Consider the following 16,799-nt stretch of genomic DNA (forward strand, 5'->3'; position numbering starts at 1 on the left):
TCAGTGCACCCCTTGCTCCCAACCCGCACCCCCAACGGTCGTTGCACAGCCGCCGGAATCCAGATAGGCGTAGCGACACGATCCGGCCGCCCTTAATGTCCAAAATCTCATGATCTCGTGAATTTAGTGCGGATGGGGCGCTGTCTGTCGAGGGTGTAGGCCGGCGTCGCGAGGACGCCGCCTTGGACGCTGTCCGTGGCCGGCTCCCAGGTCGACCCAGGCGGGTGGCACTCGGCGTTCTCGCTCGGGTGGTAGCCGAGAGCGCGACCGGGCTCATGGTCCCACCATCCCAGTTCGTTTGCGGAGACGGCATAAAAGGTCGTGTATCGGAGATCGGGGGCTGCCATCGCCGCGACGAAGGCGGCCGTTGCGTCTCTGGGGCTGAGCCAGGTATGGCGGTGTCGAGGCTCGGTCGGACGAGGCAAACAACTTCCAATGCGCAGGCACGCCACCTCAATGCCAAACTTGTCGGCGTAGAGCCTGGCCACTGCTTCGCCCGCAGCCTTGCTGACGCCATAGAACCCGTCCGGGCGTACCGCCATGTCCGGACCGACCGGTACTCCCGTCGGGTAGGAGCCGGTGACATGGTTGCTGCTGGCGAAGATGACGCGCCCGACGTTTGCCCGCCGGGCCGCCTCGAACACGTGGTAGGTACCGACGATGTTGACCTCGATGAGGTCCCGGAAGTCGGCCTCGTCGGCTATGCCGGCGAGGTGGATGACGCCCTGGACGCCGGCCATCGCTTCGGTGAGGCCGGTCAGGTCCTGCAGGTCCAGGCGGTAAACGCGTTCGCTGGGCGAGTCGGCGGTCAACGGCTTGATGTCAAGTAGCCGCAAACCCTGCACGACGGAGCGTAGCCCGGTACGCAGAATTCCACCGATCTGCCCAGCGGCTCCGGTGAGCAGCCACTCGCCGTCCAGCCTTGTCATCTTGCCTCCCATGGATGGGGCGTCGCCGGCACGGCGGTCGCCGGAGCGGGTCGGCGCGGATACGGCTCGGGCATCGGGGGTCAGTCGACCGGTTGCAGCCAGGTCAGCAGCGCAGGGTCAGCGGCCAGCCTGGCCTCGAGCGTCGCGCGTTGCTCGGGTGACAGGGCCGGCAGCGGGGACCGGGGTGCTCCGCCGGGTAGCCCGCGCTGGTCAAGCAGGTGTTTCGCGGACGCGATGTAGGGCAGCCCGGCCGTCGCGGCCTGCAACCGCGCGACGGTGAGCTGCAGGTCCCGGGCTTCGGCGAGGCGTTCCTGGCGGTGCGCGGAAACGATGGCCGCGAACAGTTCGGGAACCACGTTGGCCAATGTCGACACCGCGCCCGCGGCGCCCATCGTCAGGGCTCCCAGCAGCAGAACGTTGTTCCCTGTGTACACGATCGGCGGATCGGGCTGGGACAGGTAGGTGGTGATCCGGGCGAGCGAGTCCCCGGTGTCCTTGAGCCCGCGCAGGTTGGGGATCTCGCGAATCATTTTGATCACGAGATCCGGGCCCAGGGCGTAGCCGGTCCGCTCCGGATTGTCGTACACGTAGTGGGCACAGTCGGGCGCAGCCTCCGCGATGCGGGTGAAGTGCGTCAGCTGGGATTCCGGCGTGTACGGGAAGAACAGTGGTGGTAGCGACGCGAGTGCGGTAGCTCCGCACCCGGCCGCGTGGCGGGCAAGCTCCACCGCCGTTGCGGTGTCCGCGGCACCGCAGTGCACGACTACGGGCACCCGGGACGAGACAAGTTTGAGCGCCGTCTCGGTGAAGGCCTTGCGCTCATCCGGCGAGAGCAGGAGCCCCTCCCCCGAGGTACCGAGGATGAACAGGCCGTCGACGCCGTGGCTGATCTGGAAGTCGATCAGAGCGGCCAGCGCGGTCTCATCCGGATTTCCGTCGGATTGGTACGGCGTCACGAGGGCGGAGAGAACGCCCTGTGCGTGCGGTGCCTGTGTCGCTGTGCTGCTCATGCCTGCCCCACCTGGCTCTGCTGAAGGGCGCGCATCACGGTGCGGGCCTCGTCGCCCATCCGGGAGAACTGCGAGTCAGGGGTCTCCTCTTGAAGGTTGACGCCCGACCACTGCGTCCGGTCCGCGGCGTCCTTGTCGATGTCCAACCGGATCAGGCACGGTCCGGCGGCGGCTAGAACAGTGTCAAGGTCGGAGGCGAGTGCGGCGGCGTCGGAGAAGCTGTACGTCGCCGCGTAGCCAGCGGCGGTCGCTAGTCCCGTCCAGCTGATCCGGTCCGCAGCGGGTAACGCGAAGTTGGCGCCGCCCTCAAACCAGACACCGTTGTCGAAGACGAAGTGGTAGAGGTTCCTCGGCTGGACCCCGGCCACCGTCACCAGCGACCCGAGTTGCATGAGCAGGCTCCCGTCCCCGTCGAGCAGGAGCACGCTTCGGTTTGGTTGCGCAATGGCGATTCCCAGGCCAAGCGCCGACGCACCTCCCATCAGCGGCACGCAACTCAGGTTGAGCGGGCTCGGGGACAGCCGCGGGAAATGCCGCAGCGAAGACATTGTCGAGATGACGACGGCGTCCGGCGGCCGGTGGGCCGCGATCACAGACGCCGCTTGGGCGGTGCTCATTGCCATTGTCCTGACCCCCTGTCAGCGCTTCGCGTCGTGGACTTGTGCCGCGTCGGGCGCACCGCCCGCACCATCGCCATCGCTCGTCGGAGCGCCGGGCCAGGCGGTGTACGTGCCGATGAGTGTCGCGCAGGGCCACTGCCGCTCCTGTGACAGTCGATACGCCTTGCCCACGTTGCCGACGTCCTCCGGTCGCTCGCATGCGAAGTACGGAATGTCGAGAGCGTCGAGAATGCGCTCGCAATTGCGGACCAACGGCCGTGTGGACTCCTGCCGCGACCTGCCGAGGTTGGCGTACTCCCGCCCGAACTGCCCGATCATCATGAACAGCGGCAGGCGCGCGTCGATACCCACGGCGCGAACCGCGTTGAGCGAGGCGTAGAGGCCCTGGTTCTGCATCATGACCATTGGACGTGCTCCGCCGATGTGCAAGCCGGCCGCCATGGTCACGGCCTCGTCCTCCGTGCACGTGTAGATCAGCTGCGGGTGCGTTGCCGGCTTCGCCTCCAAGGCGCGGTAGACCGACAGCATGACGTAGTCGGGGACGGTGATCACGTGGGTGATGCCGCAGTCGAGGAGTTCGCGCACCACCGCCTCCGGGTCAAGCTGATGCGTTGGCGGACGGGTGTCCTGCTGGTCTGGATTCATCGCACACCTTTCTCAGTGAGCGTTGTTCGGTGTCGGGCGCCGTCGGTCATGCCGCGTGGGTCAGCGTCCGCGTCATGAGCGGGAGGTTCTCGTCACCCGCGTCAGGCGGTCGGTGGCGAAGGCCAGCCCATGCCCGGGTGGCGTCGCGGCGCGCAATCCGTCGCTGGTCAGGGTGACCCCGCTGGGCCGGGACAGCGCGCCGAGCGCGTCAAGTGATGCAGAGTCGATGTCCTCGACCAGCGCCGGCAGGGGCAGGCAGAGCGCGAGCTGTCCCGAGATGTCCGGCAGCAGGTGCGGCATGACGGGGATGTCGAAGGTCCGGGCGAGCCGGGCGACGCGAAGGAACGGGGTGATCCCGCCGACGCGGCAGACGTTGGGTTGGACGAAGTCGCATCCGCCGGCAGCGAGCAGATCCCGGAACTGGCGTTCGGTGTAGAGGCTCTCCCCCGTGGCGATGGGGATGTCGATCGCCTGACGCAGGTGTGCGTACCCCTGGGTGTCATCGGCGGGTAGTGGCTCCTCCAGCCAGTGGATGTCGAAGGCGGACAGGGCCTTCGCCGCGCGGCGGGCGGCGGGGACGTCCCACAGTTGGTTCGCGTCGATCATGAGCACTCGGTCGGGCCCGATGATGCGGCGTACCGCGGCGACCCGTTCGATGTCCTCGTCCAGCTCGGGCCGGCCGACCTTGATCTTGAATCGGGTGTGTCCCGCCGCGACCCAGCGGCGCGCCTGTTCCTCGAGCTCCGCCAGGGACAGGTGCCGGTTGACGCCGCTGGCGTAGACCGGCACCTGGTCGCGTTGCCGTCCAATGAGGTCGACGAGGCTCGACCCCGCCCGCTTCGCCGCCAGGTCCCAGAGCGCGATGTCCACGGCGGCGATCGCCAGGGTGGTGATGCCACCCGCGCCGGCCTCGCGCAGCCGCCACCACAACCGGTCCCACACGGCTTCGGGCGCCACTGGTCCGCCCTCGACGAACGGGCGGCAGTCCTCCTCGATCATCGTCTCGATGGCGAGGGCACCGATCTGAGGGGTCCAGCTGAAGCCCTGCCCGACCAGGCCGTCGCTGCTCTCCAGCTCTGTCACGATCAGGTATTGGCAGGTCACGTCGATGTCCCACGGTTGCGACATTGGCAGCCGGTAGGTGCTGGTGGTCAGGCGGTGCACACGCATGAGGTCGTCCTTCCGCGTCGAAGACTGGTCGGCTGGTACGTGGCGGGATCTGCTGCCGGCGTACCTGTCACACCGGCGTTCCGGCGGCTCTGATCTTCGACGAGAGGTGACAGCTCGCGAGGTGCCGGGAATCGACCTCGGCGAGTGGCGGCACCTCGCGGCAGACGGCTTCGGCAAAGCGGCAGCGGGGGTGGAAGCTGCACCCCGATGGCGGGTTCTTCGGGCTCGGGATCTCCCCGGGCAGCAGCAACCGCCGCCGTCCCTGCCGGCGATGCGGGTCGGGCTCGGACACCGAGTCGAGCAGGGCCCGGGTGTACGGGTGGGCCGGGGCGTCCAGCACCTGCTCCGCAGGTCCGATCTCCGCGACCCGGCCGAGGTACATCACGGCCAGGCGGTCGGCCAGGTAGTCGACGATTCTCAGGTTGTGCGTGATGACCAGGTACGTCAGGCCGTGGCTGGCCCTCAGCGAGCGCATCAGGCTCAGGATCTTCGCCGCGGCGGAGACGTCGAGGCCGGCCGTGGGCTCGTCCGCGACCAGGAAGTCGGGGTGCAGCGACAGGGCGCGCGCTATGCCGATTCGGCGGGCCTGCCCGCCGGACAGCTCGTGCGGGTACTTCTCGGCGAGCGTCGCCGACAGTTCGACCATCTCCAACAGCTCAGCGACCGAGTAGCGCTGATCTGCCGGCACGTCGTGAATGCGGTACGGCTCGGTGAGAAGGTCCGACACGCGAAGCCGCGGCGAGAGGCTGCCGTGCGGGTCCTGGAAGATCATTTGCATCTTCGGTCGCAGTCGGCGGAACTCCGCGCCCCGGAGCCCCGTGATGTCCCGTCCCTCGAAGAAGATCTGGCCGTGCGTCGCGGGGGCCAGTCGTAGGATGGCGCGGCCCAGCGTCGTCTTGCCCGAACCGGACTCGCCCACGAGGCAGACCACCTCGCCGCGGCGGATGTCCAGGTCGACGCCGTCGACGGCGCGCACGGCACCGGGCTGGCGGCCGCGGAGGCGCTGGAACCACCACTGCCGGTCGACGTAGTGCGTTCGCAGCCCTCGCACGCTGACGATCGCGTCCGGGCGGTCATGGTCGTTGGTCACGGCTGTTCCTTCCGCCCGGTGGTCGCCGCGCTCGGCTGGCGCAGATTCGCGTGCCCCGACTCTGGGTCGTAGAGGTGGCAGCCCACCCGCTGCCCCGTCACCTCGACGTACCGGGGCCGCTGTTCCCCGCAGCAGGGTTCGGCGTGCGCGCACCGGTTCGCGAACGCGCAGCCCTCGGGAAGCTCCGCGAGGGACGGCACCCTTCCGGGGATTGTCGGGAGTTCGGACCCTCGCCACCGTCGTGACGGGACGGACGCCAGCAGCGCCTCGGTGTAGGGGTGCAGCGGGCGGTCGAACAGGTCCGTCACCTCGGCCGCCTCGACGGCCCGGCCGGCGTACATCACCACGACCCGGTCGCAGATCTGGGCGACGACTCCCAGGTCGTGGGTGATGAACAGGATCGTGGTCCCGCGTTCGTCGCGCAGGTCGCACAGCAACTGGAGGATCTGCGCTTCGAGGGTCACGTCCAGGGCCGATGTGACCTCGTCGGCGATCAGCAGTGCCGGTTCCAGCAGGAGCGCCATCGCGATCATGATGCGCTGGCGTTGGCCACCGGAGAACTCGTGCGGGTACGACCTGAGGCGGGCCGCCGGGTCGGGGATGCCGACCCGCTCCAGCATCTCGACGATGCGGCGCCGAGCCGCCGCACGGTCCCGCGTCGGGGAGTGGGCGCGCAGCACGTCGAGCATTTGGCTGCCGATCGTGAGCGTGGGGTTGAGGCTTGTCAGCGGATCCTGGAAGACCATGGAGATTTCGGTGCCCCGCAGCTGCCTACGCTCCTCCGGCCCGAGCGTGAACAGGTCGCGCCCCTGGTAGAGCGCCCGCCCGCCGGTCACCTCGCCGTTCGGGGGCAGTAGTCCGAGGAGGGCGGCCGACAGGGTCGACTTGCCGCAGCCGGACTCCCCGACGATGCCGATGATTTCGCCCGGCCGGGCTGTGATGGTCACGTCCTGCAGGGCGGCGAGGGCGCGCCCCTGCGAGTGGTACGTGACGTCCAGACCGTCGACCTCAAGCAGGTACGGGTCGTTCTTGATGCGACCGTCATCGGTCATAGCGCAACCCCTTTGCTCCGGAAAGGCGTGGATCGGAGACGTCGCGCAGGGTTTCGCCGAGTGTCGTGAACCCGATGGTGGTCAGCACGAGCGCTAGTGCCGTCCAGAGCACGGCCCACGGCGCCTCGTACACGTCCGCGAAGCCTTCGCTCAGGATGACGCCCCACGAAGGTGTCGGAGGCTGCACGCCCATGCCGAGGAACGACAGGCCGGCCTCGACCGTGATGGCGCTCGGGATGTTCATCGCCAGCAGGATGAACATCGGCGCGATGACGTTGGGCAGCACGTGTACGCCGATGATCCGCAGGGTGCCGGCGCCAAGTGCCCGTTCGGCCTCGATGAAGGGGCTCTGCCGCAGGGCGAGCACGGACGCCCGGGTTACCCGCGCCGACTGCGGTGCGAAGGTGATGGCGACGACGATCACGAGGTTGGTCAACGAGGGGCCGAGCACCGCGACGAGCACCAGCGCGAGCACGACCGACGGGAACGCCTGGATCGTGTCCATGAACACGACCACGACGTTGTCCACCCACCCACCCCGGTACCCGGCGACGAGCCCGAGCAGGAGTCCGAGCACGAGTGAGGTGCATACGGCGGGGAGCGCGACGGCGAGTTCGATGCGGACGCCGAGCAGGATCCTCGACAGTAGGTCACGGCCGAGACCGTCAGTGCCGAGCAGGTGGCTGCCGGAGGGGCCCTGGAGCCGGTTGGGGATGTCCTGCGTCGCTCCGTCGTAGGGCACGACGTGCGGGGCGAACACGGCGACGAGCAAGAGCGCGGCGACAACCGCCACGCCGAAGGCGCCGGCGGGGCGCCGGACCAGGCGTCCGAGCAGCGGACGGAGGCCCGCCGAGGTGCGCGGTACCCGGTCGGGAGCGGGGGCGATGGTCACGTCAGGCTCCTACCGCAGATTCCTCGACGCGGATCCGTGGGTCCACCAGCCGGTAAGACAGGTCCGCGAGGAGGTTCGTGAGGACGTAGAACAGCGCGATTACCAGAACGGCCCCTTGCACGATCGGGAAGTTCCGCTCGGAGATCGCTTCCACGGTGAGGCGCCCGAGTCCCGGTCGGGAGAAGATGATCTCGACGAGGACAGCGCCGCCGAGCAGATCGGCGAGGCCCGAGCTGAGCACGGCGACCGTGGGGATGATGGCGTTCTTCAACGCCCACTTGTAGAAGATGATCCGGTCGCGCACGCCGAACGCCCGGGAGGTGCGCACGTAGTTCGAGCCCAGCACCGACAGCATGCTGGTGCGCACGAGCCGCGCCACGTATCCGATCCACGCGATCGCCAGCGCGGACGCCGGCAGGACCAGGTGCGTGGCGTAGTCCAGGGGGTTCGCGAAGCTGCCCGTGCCGACCGCCGGTAGCACGTCCAGTTGGACGGCGAAGACGATCAGCAGCAGCAGTGCGGCGACGTAGGACGGCATCGTGATGAACCCGATCGACAGCAGCGCCATGGCCCGGTCGGCCAGCGAGTTCTGCCGCCGGGCGGCGTAGACCCCGAGCGGGATACCGACGAGCGCCGCGAGGCCCAGCGCCGTGATCGCGAGCACCACGGTGTGCGGGATAGCCTGCGCGATGAGCTGGGTGACCGGCGTGCGGGACAGGAAGTCCAGGCCGAGGTCGCCGTGCAGGGCGCCGACGACGAAGTCCCACACCTGGACGGGGATGGGATCGTCGAGCCCCATTTCCGCGCGGACGACCTCGACCTGGGCCGGCGTGGCCTGTGGCCCGAGGACGATCTCGACCGGATCCCCGGGCACCAGGTGCACGAGGAGGGAGAGAAAGGTCATCACGGCGAGCACGACGACGACCGTCATGCCGAGCCGCTTGAGCAGGTACGTGGCCACTAATTGTCTCCGGTAACTGTCGGCGCGATCTTAGGCGTCTCGGCCGAAGGTCCAGGGGATGAAGTCTCCGTCGGGACGGACCGGCGTCTTCAGGCCCTTGCGCTTGGCCAGGAACGCCGTCGGCCACGCCACCCACAGCGCCACCGCGTCCTCATTCATGAGCTGCTGCATCCGGATGTACATCTCGTTGCGCTTGGCGGGGTCGATCTCGACGAGCGCCTCGTTGTGCAGGCGGGTGAACTCCTTGTTGTCCCAGTTCATCCAGTTCCACTCGCCGATCTGGTCGCTGGTGAACCACTTGGTCGACCAGGACGGGTCGGGCTTGGTGGCGTAGCTCATGTAGAAGAGCTGCTTCTGGGCGTTCGCCTCCGGCGTGGCCTGGTTGAAGACACCGCCCTCCTGGACGAGCACCTTCACGTCGAAGCCCACCTCGTTGAGGTTGGCCTGCACGATCTCGGCGACCTTGGCCGCGCCGGGCGTTCCGGTCGACACCGACATCTCGATCTTCATGCCCTGCGCGCCGGCCTTGGCCAGGAACTCCTTGGCCTTGGCCAGATCGCGCTTGTAGACGGGCGCGTCCTTCCAGTAGCCGATCGGCATCCCGGGCGCGACGATTCCGGTCGCCGGCGTCCACTGGCCGTTGAAGGCGCCCGCGATGATGGAGGGAACGTCGATGCCGTGGATGACCGCCAGCCGCACGTCCTTGTTCTTGAAGTTCGGGTGGCCGGCGTTGATGCCGATCCAGTTGTAGCGCAGCGATGTCTTCTCAATGACCTCGAAGCTGTTGTTCTTCTTGATCCGGGCGACTGTCGTCGGTCCCAGCACAGCAAAATCGAGTTCGTCGGTCTCCAGCGCGATAGTCGTCGGGTTGTCCTCGGCGATGACGACGAACCGCAGTTCCTCCCACAGCGGCTTGTCGGCGTAGTTGGCCGCGCCGCCATAGTTTGCGAACTTCTTGAGCACGACCTGCTGGTTGCGCTTCCACTCGACGAACTCGTACGGGCCCGTGCCGATCGGGCTGGTGCCGAACGCCTCGCCCCGCTCCTCGACCGCCCGCTTCGACACGATCTCACCCGAACCAACTGGCAGGGTCGTGGCGAGCAGAGGAGCAAACGGCTCCTTCAGCACGATCGCCCCGCTGTACTTGTCGTGGACCTCGACGCCCTTCAAGGCAATCCAGTCCGACCGGTACGCGGACTTGATCTTCGGCTCGGTCAGGCCGGCGATGCGGTCGTACGAGAACTTGACGTCGTCGGCCGTCAGCTCTCCGTAGCCGCCGTGGAACTGGATTCCCTTCTTCAGGGTGAAGTCGTAGCGCAGCCCGTCGCTGGACGGTTCGAACTTCTCCGCCAACTCGTTGACCAGCTCGAACTTGTCAGGGCGGTAGGTCACCAGGTGCTCGAAGATGTTGGCACGGACGGTCGTGTTGGTGTGGCCGGCGTTGAACGCCGGGTCCAGGTTCGAGATGTCCTCGTCGAGGTGGATCCGCAGCAGCTTGCTCGAGATGTTCGCCCCGGCCCCCTCCTCGCCACCGCACGCGGCCAGCAACGAACCCACACCGGCGAGGGAAACGCCGAGCGCGGAGTACTTGAGCAGGTTGCGGCGGCTCAGACCGCCGGAGATCCGGTTACCGATGTTGTCGCTCGCGTCCATGAGTTCCACCTTCGAACTGTGCAGATGGCGGGGGCCAGGGGCCGTCTCGTGTCACGCGGTACCGCCGCGCCGGTGATCGGCCTCACATGTGTTCCGCTGAGATGAAAGCAGTTCTATCCAGCGAAAGTCAACAGTCACCTCGGTGTCGGTCAGCGGTTAGCAGTGGTCACGGGGGGCCTCGAACGTGCGGGTGTTCGCGAAGACACGGACCTCGCCCTCGAAGGCCTCGACTGTGTTCGTCACGCGGAAGCTCTCGCCGTCGGCCGTCATGGCGCTACGGGCCTCGATGCGAATGCACCAGTCGTTGCGGGCCAGATGGTAGATCGTCTCGCTGCTCACCCTGGCCGAGAGCGGGTCGCCCTCAGTGATCGCGTACGTCTCGAGCCTGGATCGCCGTTTCGCGAGCCCGGTGGTGGTCACCGTTGTGTCGTCCTCCGACCTGCGCAGGATCTCCACCTTCCCGGTCGCCAGGTCGCGGACGACCAGCCGCTTTCCGGCCGGGTCGCCGGGCGGCGACACCACCGGCGCCGGCGCCGCTACCTCAGGCTCGCCAAAGGTCGCCAGCTGCCCGTCCTCCGCCCGGGGGGTGCGCACCGGCAGGTCCAGGCGGGTGGACCCGCTGGTGAACAACGACAGCGCGAACGGCTTCGGGGGCGGCCATACCCATGGCCAGTAGGACGACGAGACGGCCAGGCGGAGCCGGTGCCCCGCCGGGATCGCCTGCGCGATGGCGTTCATCGGCACTGTGACCTCGTAGCGCCGCCCAGGCTCGAGGGCCCGAGGATCCTCGTGGCCGCCGGCGTGGCTGAGGTTGAGCACGCCGCGCGTCACGAGTAGCGACGAGCCGTCCGACGCGACGTCACACAGCCGGACGACCACGGTGGCGAGCTGCTGCGACGCGGCCAGCGAGAGCGTAACCTCGGGGAAACCGAAGATCTCGATCCGGTCCGCCAGCGGCTCCGTGTCGAAGCACAGCGACCGGGTATCCTCGCCCCGCTGGTCCAACGGGAGGTCGGCCGCACCGCCGCCCGGGCACCAGTCGCCGGCGTCCAGACCAACGAGTTGAGTCCCGTCGATCTCCAGGCGCCGTTCCGCGACCGGGTGGTCGACGAGTGCTCCCGCATCCAGCGTGTACGTCAGGCGTTGGTCGTCCGTCCGTGGCCACGACGACTCGGCCACCCACCGGCCGGGACGAACGTCGTACGCGGGCCGGGGCGGTACCGGCTCCTGCATCCAGGCGCGGAGCACGGGCTCGTCCATGATCCCGGTGTCGATTCCCTTGAGCCAGTGGTCCCACCAGCGCAGGCACTCCTGGAGGAACCCGATCGCGGGGCCGGGGACCCCGGACTCCGGATACTGGTGGCCCCACGGGCCGATCAGTGCCTTGCGTGGACCGTGGAGGCCGGCGAGCAGACGCGGGATCGCGTTCGAATATCCGTCCGCCCAGCCACCGACGGCGTACACGGGGCATTCGATCGCCGAGTAGTCCTCACAGACCGAGCCGTGCTTCCAGTAGTCGTCGCGTCGTTGGTGGGTGAGCCAGGCCTCGACGAACGGCGGGCTGCCCTCCAGGCGCTCCAGCCACATCTCCCGCCAGCGCTCACCGACCACGGCCGGGTCCGGCGGCAGCGCGTTGAAGCCGAGCATGGTCGACGCCCAGGGCAGCATCTTCGAGGCGAGAACAGTCCCGCCCAGGTAATGGACGTCGTCGGCGTACCGGTCGTCCGTGGAACAGACAGTGATGATCGCGCCGAGCTGCGCGGGGCGGCGAGCGGCGATCTGAAGCCCATTGAAGCCGCCCCACGACTTACCGATGATCCCGACCTTTCCGGCGCACCAGGGCTGCTCCGCCAGCCAGGCGAGCACCTCCAGCGCGTCGTCCTGCTCCTGAGCGAGATACTCGTCCAGGAGCACGCCCTCGGACTCGCCGCTACCACGCATGTCCACCCGGACCGCGGCGTAGCCATGGCCGGCGAAGTACGGATGCATCTGCGAGTCGCGCACGACCGTGCCGTCGCCCTTGCGATACGGGATGTATTCCAGGATCGCGGGAACCGGGTCGGAGGACGCATCCACGGGCAGCCACACCCGGGCGGAGAGCCGTACACCGTCACGCATGGGAATCCAGACGTGATCGATCACGTCGACCGGGCGATCGAAATGAGTCTTGATCCTACGGGCTCGTGCCATGCTGCCCCTCTGTCTTTCGCCCGCCCGCATCTGTCGCTCACCGCGCCAGGAGGTCGTCGAAGCGGGCCCCCGGCAGACGGCTTCTGCTGGCGACCGCGGTCGGCTACGTTGACGTTCCGCGTTTGTTGACAACGGGCGGGCACTGGTAGACCATTCCGGCGAGATGAAATCAGTTCAGGCCAGCGAAAGTCAACACGTCGAGTCACTCGGCCGAGTGCTCGACGTCCTAGAGTTGTTCACGGCGGCGGTGCCGGAGTTGTCGCTCACCGACATAGCCGAGCGGCTCAAGTGGCCGACGCCGACCGCCCATCGAGTCGTCTCGACGTTGCTCGCGCGCGGATTCCTGACACGAGACCCGGGCACCAAGCGCCTGCGCATCGGCATGAGCGTCATGCGGCTAGTCGGACCGCTCATGTCCGGCCTGGCGCTGCCCGACCTCGCCCAGCCGTTCCTGCGCGACCTTGCGCAGGAAACCGGCGAGACGGTCAACCTCGCCGTTCTCGACGGCGCTGAGGTTCTGTATCTCGCCTCCGCGCCGGGCAGCTTCCTGCTACGGGTCGACACGACACCGGGGCTGCGCACCCCGGCGCACTGCACCGCACTCGGCAAGTGCATGCTCGCCCAACTCGATCCCGCTGATGCGAGACGGCAGCTCGGCCAAGCGCCGTACGTTGCGCGCACGGGTCACAGCGTCCGCTCATGGAAGCAGCTCGCCCCGCAACTCGACACCATCCGCAGCGACGGCTACGCGCTCTCGCTGGAAGAGTACGAGGCCGGGCTGAACTCCTGCGCCGTGCCGGTGCCGACCCACAACGGAGCGATCGCGGCGATCAACATCGCCGCGTCCGCGGTCCGAGTCCCTGCCCAGGACCTGGTGGCAGCGTTCGTTCCCCGGCTGAAGGCGACCGCCGAGGCCGTCGCGCGCGCCCAAGGGCTCGAGCCGGAACATCCATGAGCACCAGTTCCGTCGCCCGCGACGACCCGTACAACCAGTTCCTCCTGGACCCGAGCCTCGTCCACCTGAACCACGGGGGGTTCGGCGCCTGCCCGAAGCCCGTGTTCGACGCGTTTCAGCGCTGGCAGCGTGACCTCGAACGCCACCCGTCCGCCCTGCTCTCCCACGGCTACAGCACCCTCATGGAGGGCGTGCGCGAGCGTTTGGCCGAGTTTCTCGGCTGTTCCGCGCGCGACGTGGTCCTCGTCCAGAACACGACGGCCGGTCTGAACGCCGTCGCTCGCTCGCTGCGGCTGCGACCCGGCGACGAGGTGCTGGCGACCGACCACGAGTACGAGGCGATGGATCTGCTGTGGCAACAGGTCTGCGCCGAGGCCGGGGCCCGATACGTCCGCCACCGTCTGCCGCTGCCCGTCGAGGACCCGGGCGACCTGGTCGAGGCGCTGTGGTCGGCGGTCGGCCCGGCCACGCGCGTCATCTTCCTCAGCCACATCACGTCCAAGACCGCCATCGTCCTGCCCGTGGCCGAGATCTGCCGCCGCGCCCGGGCCGCCGGCATCATGACCGTGATCGACGGGGCACACGCACCCGGACAGATACCCCTGCGGCTCGACGCGCTCGGCGCCGACGTGTACGCGGCGAGCTGTCACAAGTGGCTGTGTGGGCCACGGGGCACTGGGTTTCTATACGTCCGCCCGGAGTACCAGTCCGGGATCCTCGCGCCACTGATCAGCCACGGCTCCCAGCCCGGGTCTACCTTCCTGGAACGCCACCGGTGGCAGGGCACGCGCGATCCGAGCGCGTTCCTGGCGCTGCCGACCGCGATCGACTGCCAGCAGACCCAGGCGTGGGCTGCCGCCCGGCGCCGCAGCCACGAGCTGGCGCGTGCCGCGCGCGCTGCGGTCAGCGGACTGTTTCACCTCGAACCGTTCACACCGGACTCCGATGACTGGTTCGTCCAGATGGTCTCGGTGCCGCTGCCACCGTGCGACAGCGAGGCCATGCGGCGCCGGCTGTTGACCGAACATCGGATCGACGCGCCGGTGCGTGAATGGGCCGGCGGATCACTGATCCGCGTCTCAGTTCACGCCTACAACACCAGCGACGACCTCGACCGTCTGGTGGACGCGCTCGGCGCACTCTTCACCCCTCGCGCCGCCTGACGGTGACGCGCGTATCCACCCGTCCCTGACTGCGAGAGGACCGGGCCCATGACCGACATCCAGGTAGCCGGCGAACCTTCTGCACTCCCCGCGACCCACCATGCCGCCCCCGACATCGATGTCCTCGACGAAATTCAACGACGCGTGCTGTGGCTGGCAACCCGCATCGTGGACGCGGCCAACCACGACCGGGACACCGGTGACGGCGTCAAGGTCGGCGGGCACCAGGCGTCGAGCGCCTCGCTCGTGTCGGTGATGACGGCGTTGTGGTTCGCGCACCTGAGCGCCGCGGACCGGGTGAGCGTGAAACCGCACGCGTCGCCGGTCTTCCACGCTATCCAGTATTTGCTCGGCAACCTCGACCGGTCCTACCTCACCACGCTGCGGGCCCGCGGTGGACTGCAGTCGTACCCGTCGCGGACAAAGGACCCCGACGACGTCGACTTCTCCACCGGCTCGGTCGGCCTGGGCGCCGCCGCACCGCTGTTCGCCGCGGTGACCCGTCGTTACGTTGACGCGCATTTCGGCGCCCGGCCGCGGTCACGGTTCGTCGCCCTCATAGGCGACGCCGAACTCGACGAGGGAAACGTGTGGGAGGCAATCGCCGACCCCTCAACCCAAGGGCTCGGCAACGTCACCTGGGTGGTGGACTTCAACCGCCAGTCGCTGGACCGCGTGGTCCCCGGCGTGCGCGTCGGGCAATGGAAGCAGCAGTTCGCCGCCGCCGGCTGGCACGTCGTCGAGGTGAAGTACGGCCGCCGAGCACGCGCGGCGTTCCAACGTCCCGGCGGGGATCGGCTGATGGCCTGGATCGACGCCATGCCGAACGAGCAGTACCAGTCGCTGTTCGGGCTGCGCGCCCCGCAGTTGCGCAAGCAGTTCCTCGACGGTGCCCCCAGCGACGTGGAGCCCTTCATCTCGGACGTGGACGACACGGAACTGGCCCAGCTGGTCACGGATCTCGGCGGTCACGATCTCCCGTCGCTCCTCGAGGCCTTCGCGGCCTGCGATGCCGTGACCGACCGGCCGAGCGTCGTCTTCGCCTATACGGTCAAGGAATGGGGCCTGCCGATCGCCGGTAACCCGCGCAATCACTCCGCCCTGCTGGCCGGCGACCAGGTGGACGAGCTGCGCGCATCGCTCGGACTCGACCGCGACACCGAATGGGACCGGTTCGACCCGTCGACCCCCGCCGGTCGGTGGATCGCCGCCCGACGCACCCACCTCGCGCGGCCCTCCTCCAAGACGTCGCGACCCGTCCAGGTGCCAACCAGCAGCGGGCTGCGCGCCGGGAGACAGACGTCGACGCAGGAAGCCTTCGGCCGGATCCTGAGCGAGCTGTCCCGAAACCGCGATGTCGCCCCGTACCTCGTGACCACGGCCCCCGACGTGGCCACCTCGACCAATCTCGCCGGCTTCATCAACCGCGCAGGCGTCTTCTCGCCGACCGAGCAGCGGTCGTGGAACACCGACCCGGTGCTGCGCTGGACAGAAGGCCCAACCGGGCAGCACATCGAGCTCGGCATCAGCGAGATGAACCTCTTCCTGCTCCTCGGCCAGCTCGGACTGGCTCGGGAACTGTCGGAACAGCCGCTGCTCCCCGTTGGCACCGTCTATGACCCGTTCGTGCTGCGCGGGTTGGACGCCTTCATCTACTCGGTCTACTCCGGCGCCCGGTTCGTCGTGGCGGGAACACCGTCCGGCGTCACCCTGGCTCCCGAGGGTGGCGCCCACCAGTCAACGATCACACCCAGCGTCGGGCTCGAACTGCCGAACACGACGTTCTTCGAGCCCGCCTACGCGACCGCGGTCGACTGGCTGCTCTGCGACTCGCTGCGACGCATCGCCGGCGGCGCCAAGACCGGAGCCGAAGCAACGCCGGAGGAGTCGGGTGCCCACTACTTCCGGCTCACCACCCGGCCGCTGGACCAGGCACCGTTCGAGACGGCGCGGGCCCGGATGAGTGACACGGTGCTGCGACGCCAGGTTCTGGCCGGCGCCTACCGACTGATCGACGCCAGCGACCTCGCCGCACGTGGCGCACCTCAGGTGCACCTGGTCGGTTCCGGGGCCGTCCTGCCCGAGGTGCTCGCTGCCGCCGCTGAACTCGCCGACGAGGGCATCGCCGCGCACGTCGTGGACGTGACGTCACTGGATCGGCTCTACGGCGCGTGGCAGAGCTGCCTGCGGCGAGGCATCCGCTCCGCGCGGGTGCCCTCTATCCCCGGAGTACTGGCCGCCGCCTTCCCGGATCGCGCGCCGGTGGTCACCGTCCACGATGCAGCCTCGCACGCGATGGCATGGCTCGGGTCCGCGCTCGGCGTCGCCTGCGTTCCGCTGGGCGTTGACGCTTTCGGCCAGTCTGGCACGGTGCACGACCTGTACGAGCTGCACGACCTGCAGCCCGGCAGCATCGTCAACGCGACGCTTGCCGCGCTCGCGTTGCGCTGAACCAACGACACCACGGTC

14 protein-coding genes are annotated in these 16,799 nt (G+C 68.5%); 3 read left to right on the plus strand and 11 right to left on the minus strand.

The features are described 5' to 3' along the window. Nucleotides 1–107: 107 nt before the first annotated feature. The 11 genes from ACWD5O_RS26795 to ACWD5O_RS26845 form a co-directional block, all read right to left on the minus strand. Complete coding sequence (locus ACWD5O_RS26795) at nt 108–929, minus strand: NAD-dependent epimerase/dehydratase family protein (RefSeq protein ID WP_387328140.1); 822 nt, start codon at nt 927–929, stop codon at nt 108–110. An 80-nt stretch (nt 930–1,009) separates the two neighbouring features. Continuing rightward, the gene (locus tag ACWD5O_RS26800; protein WP_450086927.1) at nt 1,010–1,939 is read right to left on the minus strand and encodes a dihydrodipicolinate synthase family protein; all 930 of its coding nucleotides are present in this window, start codon (nt 1,937–1,939) and stop codon (nt 1,010–1,012) included. Beyond that, a complete protein-coding gene (locus ACWD5O_RS26805; RefSeq protein WP_450086928.1) occupies nt 1,936–2,556 on the minus strand; it encodes a thiamine pyrophosphate-dependent enzyme in 621 nt (206 codons plus the stop codon). The genes ACWD5O_RS26800 and ACWD5O_RS26805 overlap by 4 nt, the downstream gene beginning before the upstream one ends. Before the next feature lie 21 nt (nt 2,557–2,577). Next, complete coding sequence (locus tag ACWD5O_RS26810; RefSeq protein ID WP_387328131.1) at nt 2,578–3,204, minus strand: thiamine pyrophosphate-binding protein; 627 nt, start codon at nt 3,202–3,204, stop codon at nt 2,578–2,580. A gap of 72 nt (nt 3,205–3,276) precedes the next feature. Beyond that, on the minus strand, nt 3,277–4,374 hold the full coding sequence (locus ACWD5O_RS26815; RefSeq protein WP_387328129.1) for a mandelate racemase/muconate lactonizing enzyme family protein: 1,098 nt from the start codon (nt 4,372–4,374) through the stop codon (nt 3,277–3,279). Nucleotides 4,375–4,441: 67 nt separating this feature from the next. Further along, nucleotides 4,442–5,464 carry an ABC transporter ATP-binding protein gene (locus ACWD5O_RS26820; protein WP_387328126.1) on the minus strand — a complete coding sequence of 341 codons (1,023 nt, stop codon included), beginning with the start codon at nt 5,462–5,464 and terminating at the stop codon, nt 4,442–4,444. Beyond that, nucleotides 5,461–6,516 carry an ABC transporter ATP-binding protein gene (locus ACWD5O_RS26825; RefSeq protein ID WP_450086929.1) on the minus strand — a complete coding sequence of 352 codons (1,056 nt, stop codon included), beginning with the start codon at nt 6,514–6,516 and terminating at the stop codon, nt 5,461–5,463. The genes ACWD5O_RS26820 and ACWD5O_RS26825 overlap by 4 nt, the downstream gene beginning before the upstream one ends. Then, complete coding sequence (locus tag ACWD5O_RS26830) at nt 6,506–7,408, minus strand: ABC transporter permease (RefSeq protein ID WP_387328120.1); 903 nt, start codon at nt 7,406–7,408, stop codon at nt 6,506–6,508. Before ACWD5O_RS26830 ends, ACWD5O_RS26825 begins: the two co-directional genes overlap by 11 nt. A 1-nt stretch (nt 7,409) precedes the next feature. Beyond that, nucleotides 7,410–8,369: an ABC transporter permease gene (locus ACWD5O_RS26835; protein ID WP_387328117.1), complete on the minus strand. Its 960-nt coding sequence runs from the start codon at nt 8,367–8,369 to the stop codon at nt 7,410–7,412. Between the two features lie 30 nt (nt 8,370–8,399). Beyond that, a complete protein-coding gene (locus tag ACWD5O_RS26840) occupies nt 8,400–10,022 on the minus strand; it encodes an ABC transporter substrate-binding protein (RefSeq protein ID WP_450086930.1) in 1,623 nt (540 codons plus the stop codon). A gap of 156 nt (nt 10,023–10,178) precedes the next feature. Continuing rightward, nucleotides 10,179–12,242, minus strand: a complete 2,064-nt coding sequence (locus tag ACWD5O_RS26845; protein ID WP_450086931.1) for a CocE/NonD family hydrolase — start codon at nt 12,240–12,242, stop codon at nt 10,179–10,181. Nucleotides 12,243–12,426: 184 nt separating this feature from the next. Between ACWD5O_RS26845 and ACWD5O_RS26850 the strand changes: the two genes are divergently transcribed. The 3 genes from ACWD5O_RS26850 to ACWD5O_RS26860 are packed head-to-tail and all read left to right on the plus strand — an operon-like array spanning nt 12,427 to nt 16,781. Further along, complete coding sequence (locus ACWD5O_RS26850; protein WP_387328108.1) at nt 12,427–13,167, plus strand: IclR family transcriptional regulator; 741 nt, start codon at nt 12,427–12,429, stop codon at nt 13,165–13,167. Beyond that, nucleotides 13,164–14,330 (plus strand): aminotransferase class V-fold PLP-dependent enzyme, encoded by a 1,167-nt coding sequence (locus ACWD5O_RS26855; protein WP_387328105.1) that lies wholly within the window; start codon nt 13,164–13,166, stop codon nt 14,328–14,330. The genes ACWD5O_RS26850 and ACWD5O_RS26855 overlap by 4 nt, the downstream gene beginning before the upstream one ends. Nucleotides 14,331–14,378: 48 nt before the next feature. Then, nucleotides 14,379–16,781, plus strand: a complete 2,403-nt coding sequence (locus ACWD5O_RS26860; RefSeq protein ID WP_450086932.1) for a transketolase-like TK C-terminal-containing protein — start codon at nt 14,379–14,381, stop codon at nt 16,779–16,781. Nucleotides 16,782–16,799: the final 18 nt, after the last annotated feature.

The organism is Micromonospora sp. NPDC005161 (assembly GCF_053599855.1).

Coding starts and splice junctions, on each gene's coding strand:
- ACWD5O_RS26825 (WP_450086929.1), bottom strand. CDS start 6,516: ATGACCGATGACGGTCGCATCAAGAACGACCCGTACCTGCTTGAGGTC.
- ACWD5O_RS26810 (WP_387328131.1), bottom strand. CDS start 3,204: ATGAATCCAGACCAGCAGGACACCCGTCCGCCAACGCATCAGCTTGAC.
- ACWD5O_RS26860 (WP_450086932.1), top strand. CDS start 14,379: ATGACCGACATCCAGGTAGCCGGCGAACCTTCTGCACTCCCCGCGACC.
- ACWD5O_RS26815 (WP_387328129.1), bottom strand. CDS start 4,374: ATGCGTGTGCACCGCCTGACCACCAGCACCTACCGGCTGCCAATGTCG.
- ACWD5O_RS26805 (WP_450086928.1), bottom strand. CDS start 2,556: ATGAGCACCGCCCAAGCGGCGTCTGTGATCGCGGCCCACCGGCCGCCG.
- ACWD5O_RS26845 (WP_450086931.1), bottom strand. CDS start 12,242: ATGCGGGCGGGCGAAAGACAGAGGGGCAGCATGGCACGAGCCCGTAGG.
- ACWD5O_RS26855 (WP_387328105.1), top strand. CDS start 13,164: ATGAGCACCAGTTCCGTCGCCCGCGACGACCCGTACAACCAGTTCCTC.
- ACWD5O_RS26795 (WP_387328140.1), bottom strand. CDS start 929: ATGACAAGGCTGGACGGCGAGTGGCTGCTCACCGGAGCCGCTGGGCAG.
- ACWD5O_RS26840 (WP_450086930.1), bottom strand. CDS start 10,022: ATGGACGCGAGCGACAACATCGGTAACCGGATCTCCGGCGGTCTGAGC.
- ACWD5O_RS26800 (WP_450086927.1), bottom strand. CDS start 1,939: ATGAGCAGCACAGCGACACAGGCACCGCACGCACAGGGCGTTCTCTCC.